Source organism: Paenibacillus sacheonensis, from assembly GCF_009909195.1.
GTDB classification, from domain to species: domain Bacteria; phylum Bacillota; class Bacilli; order Paenibacillales; family Paenibacillaceae; genus Paenibacillus_Z; species Paenibacillus_Z sacheonensis.
On sequence record NZ_JAAAMU010000001.1, the window covers coordinates 487,805 to 506,030 of the forward strand.

General features: G+C 52.0%; 21 protein-coding genes. 11 read left to right on the forward strand and 10 right to left on the reverse strand.

The features are described 5' to 3' along the window. Positions 1 to 14: 14 nt before the first annotated feature. Positions 15 to 1,118 (forward strand): AbrB family transcriptional regulator, encoded by a 1,104-nt coding sequence (locus GT003_RS01925; protein ID WP_161693825.1) that lies wholly within the window; start codon positions 15 to 17, stop codon positions 1,116 to 1,118. Positions 1,119 to 1,149: 31 nt separating this feature from the next. After that, on the forward strand, positions 1,150 to 1,719 hold the full coding sequence (locus GT003_RS01930) for an isochorismatase family protein (protein ID WP_161693827.1): 570 nt from the start codon (positions 1,150 to 1,152) through the stop codon (positions 1,717 to 1,719). 58 nt (positions 1,720 to 1,777) lie between these two features. Here the strand turns inward: GT003_RS01930 and GT003_RS01935 are convergent, their stop codons facing one another. Next, positions 1,778 to 2,041, reverse strand: coding sequence for a hypothetical protein (locus GT003_RS01935; RefSeq protein WP_161693830.1), 264 nt, complete (start codon positions 2,039 to 2,041; stop codon positions 1,778 to 1,780). A gap of 265 nt (positions 2,042 to 2,306) precedes the next feature. On the opposite strand from GT003_RS01935, the gene GT003_RS01940 reads away from it, so the two are divergent. Both GT003_RS01940 and GT003_RS01945 read left to right on the forward strand, forming a co-directional pair. After that, on the forward strand, positions 2,307 to 3,005 hold the full coding sequence (locus GT003_RS01940) for a hypothetical protein (protein ID WP_161693832.1): 699 nt from the start codon (positions 2,307 to 2,309) through the stop codon (positions 3,003 to 3,005). Positions 3,006 to 3,046: 41 nt separating this feature from the next. Next, positions 3,047 to 3,310, forward strand: coding sequence for a hypothetical protein (locus tag GT003_RS01945; protein ID WP_161693834.1), 264 nt, complete (start codon positions 3,047 to 3,049; stop codon positions 3,308 to 3,310). 83 nt (positions 3,311 to 3,393) lie between these two features. On the opposite strand, the gene GT003_RS01950 is transcribed toward GT003_RS01945, so the two are convergent. After that, positions 3,394 to 3,570, reverse strand: coding sequence for a hypothetical protein (locus GT003_RS01950; protein WP_161693836.1), 177 nt, complete (start codon positions 3,568 to 3,570; stop codon positions 3,394 to 3,396). A 330-nt stretch (positions 3,571 to 3,900) separates the two neighbouring features. Here GT003_RS01950 and GT003_RS01955 point away from each other — a divergent pair, with 330 nt between their 5' ends. The 4 genes from GT003_RS01955 to GT003_RS01970 all read left to right on the forward strand — a co-directional run bounded on the left by GT003_RS01955 (position 3,901) and on the right by GT003_RS01970 (position 6,897). After that, positions 3,901 to 4,755: a class I SAM-dependent methyltransferase gene (locus GT003_RS01955; protein ID WP_161693838.1), complete on the forward strand. Its 855-nt coding sequence runs from the start codon at positions 3,901 to 3,903 to the stop codon at positions 4,753 to 4,755. Between the two features lie 276 nt (positions 4,756 to 5,031). Then, positions 5,032 to 5,886, forward strand: a complete 855-nt coding sequence (locus tag GT003_RS01960; RefSeq protein WP_161693840.1) for an ABC transporter ATP-binding protein — start codon at positions 5,032 to 5,034, stop codon at positions 5,884 to 5,886. After that, positions 5,879 to 6,535 (forward strand): ABC-2 transporter permease, encoded by a 657-nt coding sequence (locus tag GT003_RS01965; RefSeq protein WP_161693842.1) that lies wholly within the window; start codon positions 5,879 to 5,881, stop codon positions 6,533 to 6,535. Before GT003_RS01960 ends, GT003_RS01965 begins: the two co-directional genes overlap by 8 nt. Beyond that, positions 6,532 to 6,897, forward strand: a complete 366-nt coding sequence (locus GT003_RS01970) for a GntR family transcriptional regulator (protein WP_161693844.1) — start codon at positions 6,532 to 6,534, stop codon at positions 6,895 to 6,897. Before GT003_RS01965 ends, GT003_RS01970 begins: the two co-directional genes overlap by 4 nt. A gap of 49 nt (positions 6,898 to 6,946) precedes the next feature. On the opposite strand, the gene GT003_RS01975 is transcribed toward GT003_RS01970, so the two are convergent. Both GT003_RS01975 and GT003_RS01980 read right to left on the reverse strand, forming a co-directional pair. Continuing rightward, positions 6,947 to 8,125: an MFS transporter gene (locus GT003_RS01975; protein WP_161693846.1), complete on the reverse strand. Its 1,179-nt coding sequence runs from the start codon at positions 8,123 to 8,125 to the stop codon at positions 6,947 to 6,949. A gap of 189 nt (positions 8,126 to 8,314) precedes the next feature. After that, positions 8,315 to 8,755: a MarR family winged helix-turn-helix transcriptional regulator gene (locus GT003_RS01980; protein ID WP_161693848.1), complete on the reverse strand. Its 441-nt coding sequence runs from the start codon at positions 8,753 to 8,755 to the stop codon at positions 8,315 to 8,317. 642 nt (positions 8,756 to 9,397) lie between these two features. On the opposite strand from GT003_RS01980, the gene yidC reads away from it, so the two are divergent. Further along, positions 9,398 to 10,114 (forward strand): membrane protein insertase YidC, encoded by a 717-nt coding sequence (gene yidC / locus GT003_RS01985; RefSeq protein WP_161693851.1) that lies wholly within the window; start codon positions 9,398 to 9,400, stop codon positions 10,112 to 10,114. 133 nt (positions 10,115 to 10,247) lie between these two features. Here the strand turns inward: yidC and sigJ are convergent, their stop codons facing one another. The 4 genes from sigJ to GT003_RS02005 all read right to left on the reverse strand — a co-directional run bounded on the left by sigJ (position 10,248) and on the right by GT003_RS02005 (position 14,932). Beyond that, entirely contained in the window at positions 10,248 to 11,126 is an 879-nt protein-coding gene (gene sigJ, locus GT003_RS01990; RefSeq protein WP_161693853.1) for an RNA polymerase sigma factor SigJ, read from the reverse strand. 77 nt (positions 11,127 to 11,203) lie between these two features. Next, a complete protein-coding gene (locus GT003_RS01995) occupies positions 11,204 to 12,307 on the reverse strand; it encodes a GerAB/ArcD/ProY family transporter (protein WP_161693855.1) in 1,104 nt (367 codons plus the stop codon). A gap of 25 nt (positions 12,308 to 12,332) precedes the next feature. Continuing rightward, entirely contained in the window at positions 12,333 to 13,487 is a 1,155-nt protein-coding gene (locus tag GT003_RS02000; protein ID WP_161693857.1) for a Ger(x)C family spore germination protein, read from the reverse strand. After that, complete coding sequence (locus tag GT003_RS02005) at positions 13,484 to 14,932, reverse strand: spore germination protein (RefSeq protein WP_161693859.1); 1,449 nt, start codon at positions 14,930 to 14,932, stop codon at positions 13,484 to 13,486. Before GT003_RS02005 ends, GT003_RS02000 begins: the two co-directional genes overlap by 4 nt. A gap of 294 nt (positions 14,933 to 15,226) precedes the next feature. Between GT003_RS02005 and GT003_RS02010 the strand changes: the two genes are divergently transcribed. Then, positions 15,227 to 15,982 carry a class I SAM-dependent methyltransferase gene (locus GT003_RS02010; RefSeq protein ID WP_161693861.1) on the forward strand — a complete coding sequence of 252 codons (756 nt, stop codon included), beginning with the start codon at positions 15,227 to 15,229 and terminating at the stop codon, positions 15,980 to 15,982. 153 nt (positions 15,983 to 16,135) lie between these two features. On the opposite strand, the gene GT003_RS02015 is transcribed toward GT003_RS02010, so the two are convergent. After that, positions 16,136 to 16,615, reverse strand: coding sequence for a DUF2975 domain-containing protein (locus GT003_RS02015; protein WP_161693863.1), 480 nt, complete (start codon positions 16,613 to 16,615; stop codon positions 16,136 to 16,138). A 157-nt stretch (positions 16,616 to 16,772) separates the two neighbouring features. Between GT003_RS02015 and GT003_RS02020 the strand changes: the two genes are divergently transcribed. Then, positions 16,773 to 17,165: a P-loop nucleotide/nucleoside kinase family protein gene (locus tag GT003_RS02020; RefSeq protein WP_161693865.1), complete on the forward strand. Its 393-nt coding sequence runs from the start codon at positions 16,773 to 16,775 to the stop codon at positions 17,163 to 17,165. Positions 17,166 to 17,267: 102 nt separating this feature from the next. On the opposite strand, the gene GT003_RS02025 is transcribed toward GT003_RS02020, so the two are convergent. Beyond that, complete coding sequence (locus GT003_RS02025) at positions 17,268 to 18,050, reverse strand: alpha/beta fold hydrolase (protein ID WP_161693867.1); 783 nt, start codon at positions 18,048 to 18,050, stop codon at positions 17,268 to 17,270. Positions 18,051 to 18,226 lie beyond the last annotated feature (176 nt).

Genomic DNA, 18,226 nt, shown 5'->3' on the forward strand with positions numbered 1-18,226 from the left:
GAGGTGAGATTCCTATGCGCACGCGCATGCCGATTCGGTTCGGCGCCGTCGTCGTTACGCTTGCTTTGTCCGTCGCCGGGGGACTGTTGTTCAGTCTCGTCCGGCTGCCCATACCGTGGATGCTTGGCCCGATGTTCGCGATGCTGGTCGCCAATAACATGGTGGAGAACCGGTTCGCTTGGCCGATGCCATTCCGCAACGCGGCGATGATCATGATCGGCTACACGATCGGGCTGTCCATGACCGCCGCCGCCTTGAGAGCGATGGCGCTTCAGCTGCCCTATATGCTGCTGATGGCCGTATTGCTGCTGGCCTACTGTGCGGGCATTGCCTACGTCGTTTCGAGATTCTCGGGAACGGGATATAAGACGGCGCTGATGGGCAGCATACCGGGCGGATTGTCGCAGATCATCCTGCTCGCCGAAGAGACGGACGGCATCGATCTTACATCCGTTACGTTCACGCAGGTCACGCGCCTGATCATGATCGTCGTCTGCATGCCGCTCATCGTGTTTAGCCCGATTCTGGGACAAGTGAAAGACGCCGCGGCTTCCGCAGCCGGCAGCGCAGCTTCCGCAAGCTGGGGCGGGCTATTCCCGAACATCCTCGTCTTCGGCGCCGTCAGCATCGTTTGCGCCTTCGTCGGCAATCGCGTCAAGCTGCCTACCGCCTATTTGCTCGGCCCGACCATCGGGACCTGCTTGCTGCAGCTGACCGGACTTCACGGTCCGTCGCTGCCCGTCTCCCTCACGCAGCTTGCGCAGCTGATGATCGGCACGTATGTCGGCTTAATGCTGCGTCCTCGAAATATGCCGAACAAGGTCAAAACGTTATCGCTTGCGATCGGCAGCAGCCTGCTGCTGATTGCCGGGGCGCTGGGTCTTGCGCTGCTGCTGTCTTTCCTGCAGCCGGTGTCCGAAGCGACGGGGCTTCTCAGTCTCGCCCCTGGCGGAATGGACCAAATGAGCATTATCGCGCATGAGATTCATGCGAACCTGTCCATCGTAGCGGGGTATCAGCTGTTCCGGGCGCTGTTCATCCTCTTCTTCGTGCCGCCGCTGCTGCGGATGGTGCTTCACATTCAGCCGGGCGGCGCGAAGCGGCGGGGAGCCGCCTGATCAAAATCATTTTTATTGGAGGTAGTCTATCATGGAAGCATTGAACATCGATTTCAGCAAAACCGCATTGGTCCTCATTGATTTGCAGAAAGGCATTATCGGCAGAGCGCCTGCAGCGGCCGAGATTATCTCGAACGGGGTTCGGCTCGTGGAGCAGTTCCGCGCGAACGGCGGGTTCATCTCGTTCGTGAAGGTCGATTTCGTGGACGGCAAGGACGCGCTGAGACCAGTGACCGATCAGTCCGCTCAAGCGGGCGGCTATCCCGAAGGCTGGTCGGAGTTCGTGCCGGAGCTTGGCGTCGGTCCGCGCGATCATGTCGTCGTCAAGCGGCAGTGGAGCGCATTCATAGGCACGGATCTCGACGTGCAGCTCCGCCGCCGGGGGATCGACACGATCGTGCTCTGCGGCATCTCGACGAACATCGGCGTCGAGTCGACGGCGAGAGACGCGTTCCAATTGGGTTACAACCAAATCTTCATTACGGACGCGATGGTGGCGCTCAGCCAAGAAGAGCATGACGCGACATGCAAATACATTTTCCCGCGCATCGGGAAGCTGAGGACGACGGCGGCGTTCGTAGACAGCGTCAGCGGCAAATAAGCGTTAATCAAAAGAGAGCAGCTTCCCGGCGGGAAGCTGCTCTTTATTTAGGAGTCGATTAGCTCTTCCGTTGGAGGAGCAAGTAGCCGCTGATGGAGGACGTTTTTTTGCGGAATACGATTTTAAAGCCGATGTCGTTGTCCAATAAGCACGCTAAGGCAGTGGATAACAGCGTGCCCGCTGCCAGGCTGGCCGTGCAGGGACGAGAGCTGCCGATAACGCGCGAAGCGACGATCCTGCGTGCGGAACCGACTACCAGCGGATTTTTCGACCAAGTAATCAAGACGAGATCAGGTTGGAGTACAGCCTTGGTGTTTGCCATTTCGAATCACCTCGTTTACTAGGGGTTACTCTATTAAATGTGAGGTAGATTCAGAGTGTGCTAGATGATAGCCGCGGTTTCGGGCTTGGACCGCAACAATGCTGCGCTTGCATGCGTCGAATGGGATAGCTCCCTTAATTATCCTGTTCTGCATAAGGGTGTGCGGCAAATCGGTCCGCCATCCGAGATTGGAAATCAGGGAGACTGCTTGCAAGAGTGAGCAAGCGAACCTAAGTTGAACGAGCGTGAAAGGGGGAAAGCGGCATTGAAAATTCGAGGGATGATGCTTCTCGCCGTATGCCTGCTGCTTGGCGGATGCTCCCATGCCAATTCAAACCTTACTCGGGGGAATGCAATCATCGATTGGGTTGATTTCGTGAAGCTTGACGGACGTTCCTACTCGGGTTTACATCAGAGCGTGATCCGGAATCCGAAGGACATAACGAATCAAGTCGTTGGCAAAGTGAAATTCAATGTGCAAGGCGTCTCGAACCCGAGTTATCATACCAAGGACGGAGATGCGTCGTTCCTGCAGGAAGGATCCAAGCTCTACCGTGTCCAAGGCTATGAGCCAGATGTGCTGATCGCGGCGAAGGACGATACGACAATCGGGGGATACCGCCTGTACCGCAACGAAGAAAGCGGTGATCTGCTGCGCGACTGGTATGAGGATGTTCCTCTAGACAAGGTCGGGCATGCGGCGCTATACAGAGATCAGGAGACCTCGCCGTACGTGACGCTTCGAGACGAAGAGCTGAAGTCGTTTATACAGCTGCTGGAAGAAGGGGAGGACGTGCAAGATTACCGTTCAAGTCAGCCGGCTGATCCGCTCATTTATCGCATGGTTCTCTACACAGACAGCCCGATTGCCTATTCGTTTGTTATCTACGGCGACCATGTTTATTTCGCACCGGCGAAGGTGAGATTGGTCGACGATGCCATGCGCCAGTGGTTGTATCGCTAAGACAAGAAAATCAGCCATATGCAAAAAGGAAGGGATAAAGAATGGATAACCTGGGATTAATGATTTTAACCGTGTTTATTATGATCGTTGTGCTGCTGTTTTTTGCAGGCGTGGCAGTGGACTTTATAAGCCCAAGTGCGCTTCAGGTACAGCTGTTTGGCATCCAGGTAACGCTGATGGGGGTCCTGATTGTAGTGGCCGGCTATCAGGGATATGGGTTTGCGATCGGGGTAGTGGGGCTGTTAATCGGCATGTTCGGTACTTTCAGAGATCCAAGCCCGGCAGCTGATAAATCGCGAGATTAATAGCGACGCGCGCAGTTAAGTAGCCACTCTCGGTCCAAACGAAAAAAACGTCCATCGCGGACGTTTTTTTGTATGCGCTGCCTTCAGCGAGAAATGACGGCAATGATTTTTTTCAAAGGGACATATATTTTCGTGCCCAATAAGGTTCGCAATACGACGATGCCGTTGTGCAGTCTGATGATGCGGCCTCCGATTTCTTCTCCGGAACCCGTTTTGAGTACGATGAATTTTCCGTGAAGGCGTTTCAGCAGCATAAGCATGGCGATCATCTCCTTTCAAAGATGGATAGTCTATTACTATGAAAATGGGAGCGATAGGGTTCGGGCTTGTCATAGAATTGGGGGATTCTTAGTCGATTCCAAGCATCGCGAGCGAACAAAATAATCCTGGCGAAAATAATAAAACCCGGCACGTCATGCGTGCCGGGTTATCCGTTAGATTCTGAATGCTTAACTGCTGCAGCTGACTGCAGGAGCCATAGATACATAATAGTCTACAAAAATTTCCAACATAAGTCTATTCCTTTTTTACCCGAGGAGGTATGTTTAGTTCAGCGGCCGCGGCGCGAATTCAATAAGGGAGATCAACGCATGGAGCCATATTATTGGGATGAGCAAATCGAGTATTTAAAGACGTCCACTTCCTTGTTCTACAACGATGACTATATCGAATTCCTGGTCGAGCGCCTATGGAGGATCGATCGTCCCGTTCGTGTCGTGGATTTTGGCTGCGGGTATGGCCACTTGGGCATTCGGCTGCTGCCCCTATTGCCGGAAGGCTCCGAATATGTCGGCATCGATGCGGGAATCAAACTAATCGAGCACGCGCGAAAGATATGCAGCGAGTTACCTTACCGCATGCAGTTTTTCACGGGGGACGTTCACCATTTCGATTTTACGGAAAAATATGATCTTGCTGTTTGCCATGCATTGCTGCTTCATATGAACGACCCCATCGCCGTATTGAATCGCATGGCGGATTGCGTCAAGAAAGAAGGGAGGGTCATCGCCTTCGAGCCGCATTGGATCGGAACGAACGCAAGCTTTCACTTTGACGGTCTCGACCAGTCTGCGGTTATTCCGCTGGGGCAGCTGCAGGCATTGTTCGAGCGCGATGCGCAGCGTACCGGGAAAGACGGCAATATCGGATTAAAGCTCCCCTTGTATTTTAACCGTATAGGTCTAAGCGACGTGCAGTGCCGCGTGAGCGATAAAGTGAATATATACGATCCGTCGACGACCGGAGAGACTCGGATGTATGAGGGTTTGCGATTCAATGACCCTGGGGAACGTATATCCTTTACCGAGAAGCTGCTGGCACGAGGCATGTCCGAAGAAGAGGCCAATAGGCAATACGAGTGCGAAAAAATGCTGTCGGAACGATTTACCCCGTCCATGGCCGCGACTTATGCAGCGGGGATGAAAATCACCTTCGGCACCGTATGACTATGCGAATGGGCTGCGCTTAGCTTCGCTGAAGCTTAGGGCAGCTATTGTCTGCGGTTAATCTCGTAAATTTAAACTTGCGCTCGATCACATCAGATCCGCCCTCGATACCGCTTTACCGTAAACCATAGCCCGACAACCACAAGACTGCCGTCGTCGGCAGTCTTTGTTCGCTGTCTGACCGATAACCGGCAAGAAATTTCAAGGTTGACTTCATCAACCAGCCGGTGTTATATTGTGCATACACAACATACACAGTTATTGAGGAGGTACGGCATGCTGGCATTGGACGTCCGCAACGTGACTAAAAACTATCCGGGTTTTCAATTAAAGGATGTATCGTTTCAATTGGAGAAGGGCTATATTATGGGGTTTATCGGTGCCAATGGCGCAGGGAAAACGACCACGATCAAATCGATCTTGAATATGATTCATGTCGATCGCGGGGAAGTGCGCATTCTGGGCAAGAATATGGATGAACATGAGCTTGAGCTGAAACAAGAAATCGGATACGCCTTCGGCGGCGTTGATTTCTATACGCGGAGCAAGATGAAGACGTTGACCGACGTGATTAAGAGGTTCTACGCGAAATGGGATGACGCGGCCTACGCCAACTACCTGCGAAGATTCAAATTGGACGAAAACAAGAAGATCGCCGAATTGTCGGCAGGCATGAAAGTCAAGTACAGCCTGGCCCTTGCCTTATCCCATGGCGCGAAGCTGCTTATCCTCGACGAACCGACAAGCGGTCTCGATCCGGTCTCGAGGGACGATCTGCTCGATGTATTTCAAGAGCTCGTCGTAGACGGCGAGATCAGCATTCTGTTCTCAACGCATATTACCTCCGACTTGGAGAAATGCGCGGATTTCATTACCTTTATCGATAACGGTCAGATCATCCGCAGCTCGGAAAAAGATGAATTTATCGGGTCCTACCGTTTGCTGAACGGCAAAGAAAGTCAGCTGGGTCAAGTGAAGGATCGGTTGATTTCGCACAAAATCAATTCCTTCGGGTTTACGGGATTGATCCATGCCCGAGATTTCGATCCCGCTTCCGATATTCAAGCAACTACGCCGAGTCTCGAGGAAATCATGATTTATTTCGCGAAAAGGGAGGATCACCATGGTTAATTTATTAGTGAAGGATCTTAAATTAGGCGTGAATCCGATGTTCCTTGTCATGCCGCTGCTGACAGGCGCGTTAATGCTCGTTCCCGGCTGGTTGTATTTTCTCGTGCTGTTGTACTTCTGCTGGATCACGATTCCGAATATGTTTGCCGGATTTCGAACGCAGAACGATCTGATGTTTACCTCGATGATGCCCGTGACCAAGAAGGACATGGTGAAAGCAAGGGTCTCCGTGATCGTCATCCTGGAGTTATTGCATATCGTCGTCGCGATGATCTTCGGCGTGATCAATACGCATTTGTACCCGAACCTGGTCTATTATTTCTTCGCGCCATCCATGGGGTTTTGGGGATTATGCTTCGTTATGCTGGCGATCTTCAACATCATCTTTATCGCCATGTTCTATAAGACGGCTTATAAATACGGTCAAGCGGCCTTCGCATCCATCGGAGCCGCGATGCTGTTCGCCGGGGTCGCGCAGTGGATCGGCGTCGAAAGTCCGTATGTATCCGATATCTTCAACGGCACCGGCCGGGACGATATGGGACTTCAAACTTCCATCTTGGCCGCGGGCATTGTAATATTTATTGTACTCACCATGATCGCGTACCGCATGGCGGTCAAACGATTCCTGAAAGTGGAGATTCAATGAACGTAGCGATATCAAGCACATCCGAGAAACCGATCTATCAGCAGCTCTTCGAGCAAATCAGCGCCCAGATTTTGAAAGGCGAGTTGGAAAGCGGATATAGTTTGCCTCCGATCCGGCAAGCTGCCCTAGAGCTTCGCGTCAGCGTCATCACCGTCAAGAAAGCTTGGGAAGAGCTCGAACGCAGCGGCTTGATCAACACCGTAACGGGAAAAGGATGTTTTGTCGCCGAATTCTCGCCCGAGGAGATGCTGCAGCTTCGCAACGAGACGATCTTGAAGCAAATGGAGATCGACACGTCGTATTACAAATCCTTCGGCCTCACGATTGAAGACGTGTTCGAGCTGATGAAGAAGATTTATTAAGGGCATGAGAACGGCAGCCATCAAGGAATGGCTGCCGTTTTGCGTTGCATTATTTGGCTGTCAGCTTCGAATAGTAACGGCTGAATCGGATGGAATACAGCAGCATATAAATCACGACGAGCGAACCGAACACATTCAGGATGACCAAAGACGAGTGAAGATTGAAAAATTGGGTCAGGACGCCGACGCCGACGACGGGAACGATGAATCCGGTATAGGCGCTGAAATAGAAAGCCGTGATCACGCGCGGGCGTTCTTCCGGCTTCGGCAGCTGGCTCGCGAAACGCAGCGCGACTTGGAACGTCCACCCGGCGCCGAAAGCTTGCACGATGATGCCGGTCCACAGCAGGAGCAGACTCTCCGTCTGACCGGCAATTACCGTGATCCATGATCCGAGAATGAGGAGCAGGATCGCAACGCGCAGACGCGTTACGGGATTGCGCGGCCAAGGCAGAAACTGCGCCAGTGCCCCGCCGCCGAGCAGGACCAAAATCAACAAACCGGAAACGGAGAGATTGGACGTGTGAATGACGTTCTTGACCACGGAAGGGAGCAGGGAAAAGACGATGCCGCCTAACGTGAAGACCATAAAGATCGGAAGTCCGATAAACGATAGGAAATGCGATCTAATCGTGCTTGGAACGCCGAGCGAGATTTTGGTTTTAGCCGGCTTCGGCGCTTGGGGATCTATGCGGCTCGGCAAACGCTCTAGAACGAACCAGGCGCTCAGCAGCATGACGAGCAGAATCCAGAACGGCAGCCGAAGCGGCGCAAGGTCCACATACTGCGCAGCCAAGCCTGCAATGGCAGGGCCAAGGCCGAAAGCCATGTTGACCGTAACGCCGGACAATTTGATCGCCGTGCCCAATTTGTCGCTTGACGCTTGTTTTAACAGAAACGCGCTCGCCGTGCCCGTGAAGGCGCCGTACGCGATGCCTTCCAGAATCCGTGCCGCATACAGCATCCAGACGTCGGTGCTCCCGAGAAAGAACAGCGTCGATGCGATGGATATCCAAATGCTGACGCGCAGCACCCTTTTCAATCCCCATTCGCTGCCTTTGGCTCCCACGATAAGCAGAGTCGGCAGCAGGAACGCGGCATAGACCGCAAACAATAAGGTTAGCTCCAAACTGCTGAGCTTATAATGCTCTTGATACAGCGGTAATAAGGACGATATAAAAGTCGGTCCGCAGGACATCATAAGAATAGCCCACAGCATTTTTTTCATGAACGTTTCCCCCTAAATAGCTTTGTATGGCGAAGTGCTTTTTTAAACGTAAAGGATGTGTCGAATTGAATAGGTCCGGATATGGTTAGTCTCATATGCCCCTATCGAGAACGAAAGGTCGGCATCATGGATATGGTTATCTCCCATCACGGATATGGTTATCTCGTGCATGAACGGACCAAACGTTAGCTAGCTATCGAACTGAACAAGCACCACGTCGTCCATCATTTTCCGCATGGATTGTGCGTGCTCCGCGCCGAACTTGCTTTCGAATTCGGCCTGAGCCCGTTCCCAGCCGGATCGTCCGCTTAAGAAACGCTCGAGGCCTGTTTCGGTAATGGATACGATTCTGGCACGCCGATCCGTTTCGCTGACCTGTATCCGTACCAGTTCATCGCGCTCCAGCGGCCGCAGATTGTGTCCGATGGTCGCACGATCCATGGCCATAAGCTCGGCGAGCTCGTTCATGGTCTTCGGTCCCTGACGTTTGAGATGGCCGAGAATCGCGTATTGCGTAACCCGTAATCCCGTGCCCGCCAAACAAGCATCGTAGAAACGCGTCAGATGACGTGTCGCGCGCCGCAGCTTCGTGGCGTTGCACAGCGCTGGAATATCAAAATGGTTGCTCATTCAGTCACGCCTCCTTAAACAATTCCAGGTAAGCCGGATAGGTCCATTCGCCGATTCGGTCGTCGTGCTATATTCGATTTTAGTCTCATATGCCCACAATTGCAAGAGGGGAATAGTTGGTCGAGCTTCTGCCGTGCCGTGACCATCATGTCCGAAGTTGCGTTTAAGCATCGAATGTTCACAGGACGGGATATCAATCGATACGGATATCATGTCCATAAGTCGAACAATTGATTTGAACATTCCGGTTGGACCTTATTGCCATACGTTTCTCCGCCTCCGGACCGATTCCCGCCGCGCCGGAATGGATTAAAATGTAACATAACGAAATCACGGGGGGTGAAACTCATTGTTCGAGCTGCATGACGTACTGCTGTACGCGATGTCGATCTGCGCGCTTGTTTCCTTGGCTTGCATGTATCTATTATGGAGTCCGGCAGCGCCGATCCTGAACGGGTCGATGGTCGGAGAAGCGGATTTGCCTGCAGCCAAGCTTGGGCAGCCGTCAGGAACGTTACGTACCGGCAGGCAGCGGCTGACGTGGCTGACGAAGCGAAAAGAAGCGCCGGACGATGATTCATCCCCGTGCGGGACCCTGTTGAATAGGCACGAACACATTCAACAGGGAGGATTTCAATTATTATGTCGACCATGTATGCTCAGATCGGAGTGTTTCATCACTATATCGTCTCGCCATTCTCTTGGCTGATCGACCATTTCGCAGGCTGGTTCGACGGGAGCTTCGGGCTCGCGTTGATCGCGATCACGGTGCTGGTTCGGCTGGCGCTCATGCCATTCATGATCAACCAATACAAGAAGCAGCAAACCATGAGGGTTAAACTGGCCGCCATGCAGCCCGAGATGGAAGCCATCAAGCTCAAACACGCCGCAAGCAAGGATCCCGACAAGCAGCGCAAGCAAACGGAGGAGACGATGGCGCTCTACGGCAAGCACGGCTACAATCCGCTCGCTATCGGGTGCCTGCCGATGCTGCTGCAAATTCCGATTTTGTCCGGTCTGTATTACGCGATACGTTCCAACCCGGAGATGGCGCATCATACGTTCTTATGGTTTCAGCTCGGGAGCTCGGATCTCGTCATGCCGTTCCTGGCGGCTGCCGTCTATCTGGTACAAGCCATCGTAGCGCGCTCATCTCAACCTTCGCAGAAGGGAATGGGGTGGATCATCTATTTATCCCCGATCATGATGGGCGCCTTCTCGTTCACGGCGCCCGCCGCGCTACCGCTCTACTGGTGCGTCGGCGGCTTGATCATGATCCTTCAGACGCTGATCGCCAAGCGGCTCTATCCGGCACCGGCGGAAGCTGGCGTTGTCACGGTATCCGCAGGAACCGCGTAAGCGACGCAGTGTCAGGAGAAATACGGCCCATTCGCATTCGAATCCGGCATGGCCCGTGGAAAAACGAAAGTCCCTCTTGTTCCAGCCGGAACGGGAGGGACTTTTTTTGGCCGTTTTACTGATCCTCGCTTAACTAGGAGAGAAGCACTGCGCTTACGTGAGTCAATTTATCGGGATTGCGGATGACATAGATGCTGCGAATCGTATCGCCTTCGACATGAAGCAAACCAACCGTATGCACCCCGTAACGCGAACGAAGGATGAAAGCGGTTTGACCGTTAATGCTAGCCAGCTCGAAGGTCGGTTCTCCATTCACCATGGAAGCCTGACGAATCGGCCCAAGCAGGAATTGCGCCACGAGATCCCGCGATTCGATGGGGGCGCCCGCTGCCGTTACCTTGCCTCCGCCGTCGGAGACCAGCAGCGCGTCTTGGTCGAGCATGGACAGAATTTGATTCAGGTTGCCTTGCTTGAGCGCGCCAAGGAAGCCCTCGACCCATTCCGAGTTTGCGGGTTCGGCATGATCGAGTTCTTCGGAGGTTACGCCCATCTTGGCGCTGGCACGGCTGAACAGCTTGCGGCAATTCGCTTCGCTCTTCTCGGTCAGCTCCGCAATCTCGCGATAATCGAAGCCGAGCGCCTCGCGCAGGACGAAGATAATCCGCTCGGTAACGGAAAGCCGCTCAAGCAGCACCAGCATCGCGTAGGACAAAAGATCGTCGCGTACTACCGAATCCATCGTATTGTCGTCATACGGACTGACGAAAGGCTCCGGGAGCCACTCGCCATAATATTGTTCGCGCTTGTTGCGCGCCGATTTGTGCATGTCCCTGCAGCGGTTCGTGACCATTTTGCATAGATACGCTTTGGGCTCGGTCAGTTTCTCCGGCGGAACGTCGTAGATCTTCAGAAAGACGTCTTGAACGACATCCTCCGCGTCGGATACGGATCCGGTCAGCTGGTAGGCAAGCGTAAACAGCAGCGCTTTGTATTGCTTGTACAATTCCTGCATGGTTCCACTTCCATCCCTTTCTCGATTGCTTAAAGTTCGGCTCCTAATATAACGAGTTTGGATGCTGTTTTGTGACATCAGGACGGGCTGCCCGACGATTTTCGGTGTTGCCGGATGCTGCCGATCAGCCAAAACAGCAGCGGAAGGACGATATACGCGAAGGGGTATAAGCCCCCGACGAGAAACAGGCTGCGAAGCGTGTTGGTTAGGCGAATCTCATGCCCGCTGTAGAGCAGGTATGCCAGCCAGACCACCGTCGTCAGGCAAGCAATGAGCTTCCAATTCTTGATTCCGGTCCACTGGGATAACCCGTAGCTCAGAATGAACAGCCCCACGCCTAATTTGATAAACGCGCCAAGCAGCCACAGCGGGATAAAGAACGCATCGATGTTTTGGATGAAATTGAGGATGGACACGAATTTGGTCAGCGAGTAGACGGGAACGATCATCTCGGCGGCCATGCGCGGTCCGGTCACGAAGAGAAGCACGAGCGTCGTAATGACTCCCCATGCCATGGCGACAGCCGTCCCCCACATAATCCCCCGCGCTGCGGTTCGCTTGTTCTCGGCGAAGAAGAACAGCATGAGAATAATCGAAGGATCCACCAAATAGTTCATGGAATAAAAAGTGCCCTTCAGGATGAGATACCACCCGGAATCATAATAAACGGGCAGCACCCGCTTCATATCCATTCCTTGGGGGTTCAGAAACAGCTGCGCGAACAACACGCTTACAAAGAAAGGACCGATGACCTCCGCGCAGCGGCTGACCGCCGTGATTCCCCCGCGATACACGGCATAAGCAACGAGGAATAGCATGCATACCAGGACGAATAGCATTGGCGTATTATGCAGCATGACGAGACTTTGGAATTCCGCCATGCCTTTGGCGATCATGGCCATTTGCATGAACCAAAGCAAGAAATACACGAAGACGACCAGTTTGCCGAGCACGGTGCCCAGCAGGTCCTTGATGAAGACGACCAGCGTTTTGTCCTTGTGCTGCATGCAGATCCGAAGCATGATCCAGGTGACGGCCAGCATGACCAGGCTTCCGAGCAGCATGGAGATCCAACAGTCCTGGCGTGCTTCCCTTGCAGCCAGCTGGATGGGCAGATAAGAGACCATGATCATGGAGGAGATATTGATCAGCCAAAACATCTGGTATCCGCTTACTTTCATGGCGAAGCGACGCTCCTTGCCGTGATTATTTGAGTTCCCCGCCGATCACGCCGACCGAACGGAGTTGAATATCCGACTTGACGGTAACCTGGACCGTTTTGAAATTCGCGTCCCATTCGTCCCTTTGCCTCTTCCACCAGATCGGGTGCTTGCGATGCAAGTACTCGCCGATGCCGAATACGTCGGAGCCCGACTTCTGGACTTTGTTTACCGTAGCCTGCAGGTCCTTCCGAATATACGCATTCATGTATTTCTGGACGTCTATGACCGTATTCATATCGGTCATGTCGAGCGAGGCCGTGTTTTCCAGCAGGTAGGCCTGAGCCTTGATGGCAAGAACGACCTGTTTGGGATCTTGACCGCGGACGGAACGAATGCTGCGATCCAGACGGGAAAGTCGAAACGACAGCATGCCTTTTCCGTTCTTCCACGGCATCGTGATGCCTTGGAACATGCCTTTTCCCGCCAGCCAGCTCGCGCCGGCGCATTCGGTGTCGTTTAGGAATCCCACCGGTTTAAGCTTCTTGTTGAGCACGGCGAAGCCGGCGAACACCGGGATTCCCTCCGACTTTTTCTGGCTGCTAACCGTCTTATGCTCGACTTTGAATACCGGCACCAATGGCCGGGTTCCCTGCGAGAGACTGTCGATGACGAGCTGACGCGACGTGAAGTCTTGGAGTCCGTTAATGTTCATTTCCTTGCTCGCCGCGAGGCTGGTCACGTATTCCATGGGATGCTTGAGCCTCAGGAAATCCTTCGCGCGCCCGCCTTTGATCAAGATGACGACATCTCTCAACGTGTTCGAGGGGTCTCTTGCGAGTTTATCGAACAGCAGGTTTAATTCGTTCTTTTGAAAGTACGATTCTCCGATCGCAATCAGGATGCGATGGCTCGTCATCAATCTCCGCGGAATTTTGCGCTGGATGTTCTGACTGGCTTCGAACACGTCCCTGCCTTTGGCGGATATGACGATAAAGCTTTCCGAATTGGTGGAATTTCCCTTTTGAAGTTGGGATGGAATCACGACCTGGAGGCTCACTTCGATCGAACCGTCCTGAACTTGATCGACTGCCGTCCCGATGACGAAGGCCAGCTGATTCGGTTCAACGAAATCCGAGCAGCCGGAGACGCACGGCGTAACCATGAGCAGAACGCATAACAGCATGAAGAACCGCTTCATTGCTGCCCGCCTTTCTTATTCCGGCCGTTCTTGATCCAGAAGGGATAGCGGATGAAGATATCCTTGATTCGCCTGCCGTCGAACGGGGCAACGGGGCGGAAGAAAGGCGTTCCGAACGATTCGAGCATAACCAGATGGATCAGCAGGAAGATGATGCCGTATGCAAACCCGACGAAACCGAGAAATCCGGTTATGAAGAGTATCATATACCGGGTCAAGCGAAAGGGCATGGTGGCGCTGTATCTCGGGATCGTAAAAGCGGCGATGCCCGTCAGGGAGATCACGATGATGATCGGCGTGGAGATAATGCCGGCTTCGACGGCGGCTTGTCCGATGACCAGCGCGCCGATGATGCTGCCGACCGGACCGAGCTGATTGGGGAGATGAACGCCGGCCTCTTGCAAGGCGTCGAAGATGAACATCATGATGAAGACTTCGATAACGGTCGGAAAAGGCGAATTCTCCCTGGCTGTCGCAATGCTGATCATGAGATTCGCGGGGACCATCTCCGGATGAAACGTCGACAGCGCGACATAGATGGCGGGAAGGGCGAACGAAATGAACGTCATGGCGTACCGGACGGCCCTTGTCAGGATGACGAAGACGAAACGCTCGAAATAGTCGTCCGCGGACTGCAGTCCCGACCAGAAGGTTATGGGAAGAATAAGCGCGAAGGGGCTTCCGTTCGCGATGAGCGTGACCTTGCCTTCCAATAAACTCGCGGCTACGATATCCGGCCGTTCGGTATTCTGAATCTGCGAAAAGATGGAGTAGGAGCTGCCCTCCAGCCACTCCTCGAGATAGGCGGAATCGATGATGCCTTTCATATCGATTTGGCCGAGTTTCTTCCGCACTTCGGAGAGGACGTTCTCGTCCGCAAGGCCTTTCACGTAAGCAAGGACGACTTCGGTTTGGGTATAGCTGCCGATCGTGAACGATTCCATCTTCAGATCCTCGTGAATGATTCTGCGTCTCAGCAGCGACGTATTCGTACGGAGATTCTCGACGAAGCCTTCTTTGGAGCCGCGGAGGGTCGCTTCTTTCTTCGGCTCTTGAATGCTTCGTTCTTCGAAGCCCGGAATCTGTGCGATGAGCGCGGCAGCTTCGCCGTTCACCAACAGTCCTAGGCTGCCCCTCAAGATATGCTGCACGAGCGCGTCCGAGGAGTCCACCGTCTGGACGTTCGCGAGCGGCAGCCACTCGCGCTTCATTCTCTCGGCGAGCGAAGGCACGGGCTTTTCGCCTTGCGGCAGCCCGTTGAATAGAAGGGGCCGAAGAATGTTATCCTCCACGCTTTGAACATGGGTCAAGCCGTCCAAATAGACGAGCAGCAGCATCGCGCCATCCGAAAGCTTGAAGGATCGAAACACGATATCCGAGCAGTCTTCGAATTGTTGCCTGAGATGAGCCTCATTCACTTCGATGTCTATGCTTAGGGCATTCATGTTCTGATCACCTCGGTACGATTAAACTTGCATCCTGGATATTATGAGCAACTCAGGCAGCGCCTATGCGAATCTGGATCGTTATTACAATGGCCATGCCTGACGGACAATCGGTTTACATAAATTTACTTTTACAGTATGGTAGAAATATCCCAAACCGAAAGCGAGCGTGTGGAAATGAATAAAAGAAATCAGGTTGTCGTCTTCAATCTCGAGGAGCGGAAGGGATAAGCACGGCGATAAGCAGACCCTTCCATAAGGTTGGCATTTTATATGATGGAGGGTATGCCACGTATGGCTTTTAATCAGGGAACCTATCAAGGAATCGTTGCCAGCACGTACGACATTTGGTTCTCGGGAGACCGTTTCGACGATACGGATTTCTACAAGAAATTCATGGACGAGGTTCCGGGAGCTGCTTTGGAAATCGGATGTGGAACGGGCAGGCTGCTACTGCCTTATTTGACGGAGGGTTACGATGTCGAAGGGGTGGATTGCTCAGCGGAAATGCTCGAACTCTGCACGCTTAAAGCCTCTGCCAGAGGAGTATCCCCAGTTCTGCATAACCAACTTATACAAGAGTTACGACTGCCAAAGACATATAAAACGATCTACATTCCAATGGCATCCTTGATGTGCGTGTCAGAACGAGACGAGGCTATTCGTGCTTTAGCAGGCATATTCAATCATCTAGATTACGGCGGTCAGGTCCTCATTCCATTGTTTATTCCCCGGAACGTGAACACGGACGAGTGGAAGGTTAGCCGAAGCGGCATTCGGAGCGACGGAGCAGAAGTGATTCTAAGCTCCATTTCCAGCGTGATTTTCCATGATCAAGTGCAAACAAATCAGGATAAGTACGAAGTCTTGAAGGACGGAGAACTTCTCGATACCGTATTCACGACATCCAAATTAAGATGGTACGGTAAGTACGAATTTATCATGATGCTCGAGAAGATCGGCTTTCAAGCGATAGTGGTTTACGGTGGTTATAACTTACAACCCCTGAACGACGATCAGAATTTCATGATTTTCAGGGCTAGAAAGTAACGCGTTCGTCATGGTCAGGAAGAGAAAGAGGAACCGCTGCAGCAAGGCGAGTCCTCTTTTCTTTCCACGATAATCCATGGTCGTGATGATAACTGCCCACCAAACAGCCGCCCTTTAAACAGGCGGCTGCTTCAGGGGCGTTTCCCGCCTGCTTCAGACGGTCAACTCGTTTTCCGATTTGATGTGAATCGCTTCTTGCAGAAGCCGTTGGAGAATAGCGGCAAAAACGGCGATAACCAATGAAGCAAAAATGATGGCGAGTCCCATAAATCCAACGGGCGGGTCGAGTTTCCTCGCTATCAAACGAAAGAGCGGCATGCCTAAAACATACAACCCGCTGATCGCAATCGCACAGATTTTAATGTTCTTTAACGCCTTAACGGATATGTCCGAGAACGCCGTGTTCCTATCAATAGACCGTAACAGATGGAAGGTCTGGTAGAGAGCATAATAAAAAGGCACAGCCGCTCCATACATCACGATGAAAACGAGATATCTTATTGGGGCAATAGTTGGATACGATTTGCCTGCGAAATTCGCCACGTGCGGGACGAAAAAGAGACATAACGCTAAAACCGGCAGTCCGATTATAATCACGGCTATTTTTAAAAACAAGGTTGTGATTTCTCTCAACGTAAACACCTCGCCAATTCATTCATTCATTCATTCATTCCTCTGCAACGTTCTAATGAAGCAGCTTGCATAATGAACTACAAAATGAATTTACCACATAATTTATTGTTTTACAATAAATTAGTATCGTTTATTCCTGATTTATATGGAGGTTTGGATGATGTTTTTTGTACAAATGTCCGGTTTCCCTGCCTACCACATTGAATGGTCATTAATCGATTTTTATCTCGTGCAAGGGCACAGCGTCATATTGGATAGTCCATGCTTATATGAAGAGTTGGTTGAAAAAGGACTAGCATTGGCAGAAAAATATAATGCGAAATACAAGTATGTAGAGTGTGTGTTAAATGATATTCACGAACTTAACCATAGATTGAAAAATCGCAAACGAATGATAACCCAAATTGGTCCAGTTAATATACCTGAAGAAAAATGGCAAGAGGTCATTAACCGGGCCAAAAAGCCAGTGCAACTGGAATGTATGAAGGTTGACACCTCGCAACCTATAGATCAATACATTGGCGATGTTCTACTTTATATTCGTAACTAACTTCTTATAACATTATTCTTTGCCAGATCGCCCCAAACTTGCCTATGACAGACTGTGGTGCATTCTCGTCGTTTACAGAGCAATACGGCTAAGCATGAACGATCAGCCAGTAAACTGAACCAGCACGTGGTTGAATCGTTCGCGTTCGTCGAGGAAAGGGCAATGACCGCTGTATTGGAAGGGCACCAGCTGAGAATTGCGAATGAGTTTATTGGTTTCCTGCGCATTGATGAAGGGAACGATTTTATCATGGATGCCGTGAATAATTAACGTCGGCGCGACGATCTTCCCGAGATCCTGGTACACATTTTCGTCTCGGAGCGCAACCATAATCGCGGCCGTCGACCAAGTGGCTGCTTCTAATCCTAACTGAAAGAACCAGTCTGCGCTCGGCGGCGATAGATATTGAAAGAAGAAAAGACCGGTTGAGTCCCGCAGCATTTTAGGACGGTCTTGAAGGGTATCGGCAATGAATTTGTTCGCAGCTTCTTTGGGAACGCTGCCCGGAGATGCAGCATCGATCAGGACAAGCTTGGAGACCCCGTAGCCTTGATGTCGGGCCATGTACCGAATCGATATCGTTCCTCCCGTGGAGTGTCCTGCCAGCGTGAAGTTTTTTAATTGGAGGGCATCGATTACGGCGCGGACGTCATCGGCCAATCGGTCAAAATTATAGCCGCTAAAGGGTTTATCCGAATTCCCGAATCCCCGCCAGTCAATCCCGATGCAGCGATAGCCCAGGGTTGGCAGAAAAGTAAACTGATATTCATACTGTTTATGATTCAACGGCCAGCCATGAATAAATAGGATCGTCTTATTCCCATTCGGGTTGAGATCCTCTACGAATATTTTTACCCCTGGCTCTACGGTAACAAAGTACCCCACGGAGATCACCTCGTTGATGGATAGTAATAACCCTAATAAGGTACTCACCTCGGGTGAAATAGGTGAGCGTCTATTTTTGAACGATAAGCGTTATAAAATGAGTTGGTCGAGCCCTGCGTAAAGCAGCCCAGCTGCAACAATTTAGAACCAATTTCGTTAAATATTGGCAGGGTGCT

Bases quoted from the DNA above. Each gene is read 5' to 3' on its own strand.
- GT003_RS01925 (WP_161693825.1), top strand. From the start codon at position 15: ATGCGCACGCGCATGCCGATTCGGTTCGGCGCCGTCGTCGTTACGCTT.
- GT003_RS01930 (WP_161693827.1), top strand. From the start codon at position 1,150: ATGGAAGCATTGAACATCGATTTCAGCAAAACCGCATTGGTCCTCATT.
- GT003_RS01935 (WP_161693830.1), bottom strand. From the start codon at position 2,041: ATGGCAAACACCAAGGCTGTACTCCAACCTGATCTCGTCTTGATTACT.
- GT003_RS01945 (WP_161693834.1), top strand. From the start codon at position 3,047: ATGGATAACCTGGGATTAATGATTTTAACCGTGTTTATTATGATCGTT.
- GT003_RS01950 (WP_161693836.1), bottom strand. From the start codon at position 3,570: ATGCTTATGCTGCTGAAACGCCTTCACGGAAAATTCATCGTACTCAAA.
- GT003_RS01955 (WP_161693838.1), top strand. From the start codon at position 3,901: ATGGAGCCATATTATTGGGATGAGCAAATCGAGTATTTAAAGACGTCC.
- GT003_RS01960 (WP_161693840.1), top strand. From the start codon at position 5,032: ATGCTGGCATTGGACGTCCGCAACGTGACTAAAAACTATCCGGGTTTT.
- GT003_RS01965 (WP_161693842.1), top strand. From the start codon at position 5,879: ATGGTTAATTTATTAGTGAAGGATCTTAAATTAGGCGTGAATCCGATG.
- GT003_RS01970 (WP_161693844.1), top strand. From the start codon at position 6,532: ATGAACGTAGCGATATCAAGCACATCCGAGAAACCGATCTATCAGCAG.
- GT003_RS01975 (WP_161693846.1), bottom strand. From the start codon at position 8,125: ATGAAAAAAATGCTGTGGGCTATTCTTATGATGTCCTGCGGACCGACT.
- GT003_RS01980 (WP_161693848.1), bottom strand. From the start codon at position 8,755: ATGAGCAACCATTTTGATATTCCAGCGCTGTGCAACGCCACGAAGCTG.
- yidC (WP_161693851.1), top strand. From the start codon at position 9,398: ATGTCGACCATGTATGCTCAGATCGGAGTGTTTCATCACTATATCGTC.
- sigJ (WP_161693853.1), bottom strand. From the start codon at position 11,126: ATGCAGGAATTGTACAAGCAATACAAAGCGCTGCTGTTTACGCTTGCC.
- GT003_RS01995 (WP_161693855.1), bottom strand. From the start codon at position 12,307: ATGAAAGTAAGCGGATACCAGATGTTTTGGCTGATCAATATCTCCTCC.
- GT003_RS02000 (WP_161693857.1), bottom strand. From the start codon at position 13,487: ATGAAGCGGTTCTTCATGCTGTTATGCGTTCTGCTCATGGTTACGCCG.
- GT003_RS02005 (WP_161693859.1), bottom strand. From the start codon at position 14,932: ATGAATGCCCTAAGCATAGACATCGAAGTGAATGAGGCTCATCTCAGG.
- GT003_RS02010 (WP_161693861.1), top strand. From the start codon at position 15,227: ATGGCTTTTAATCAGGGAACCTATCAAGGAATCGTTGCCAGCACGTAC.
- GT003_RS02020 (WP_161693865.1), top strand. From the start codon at position 16,773: ATGATGTTTTTTGTACAAATGTCCGGTTTCCCTGCCTACCACATTGAA.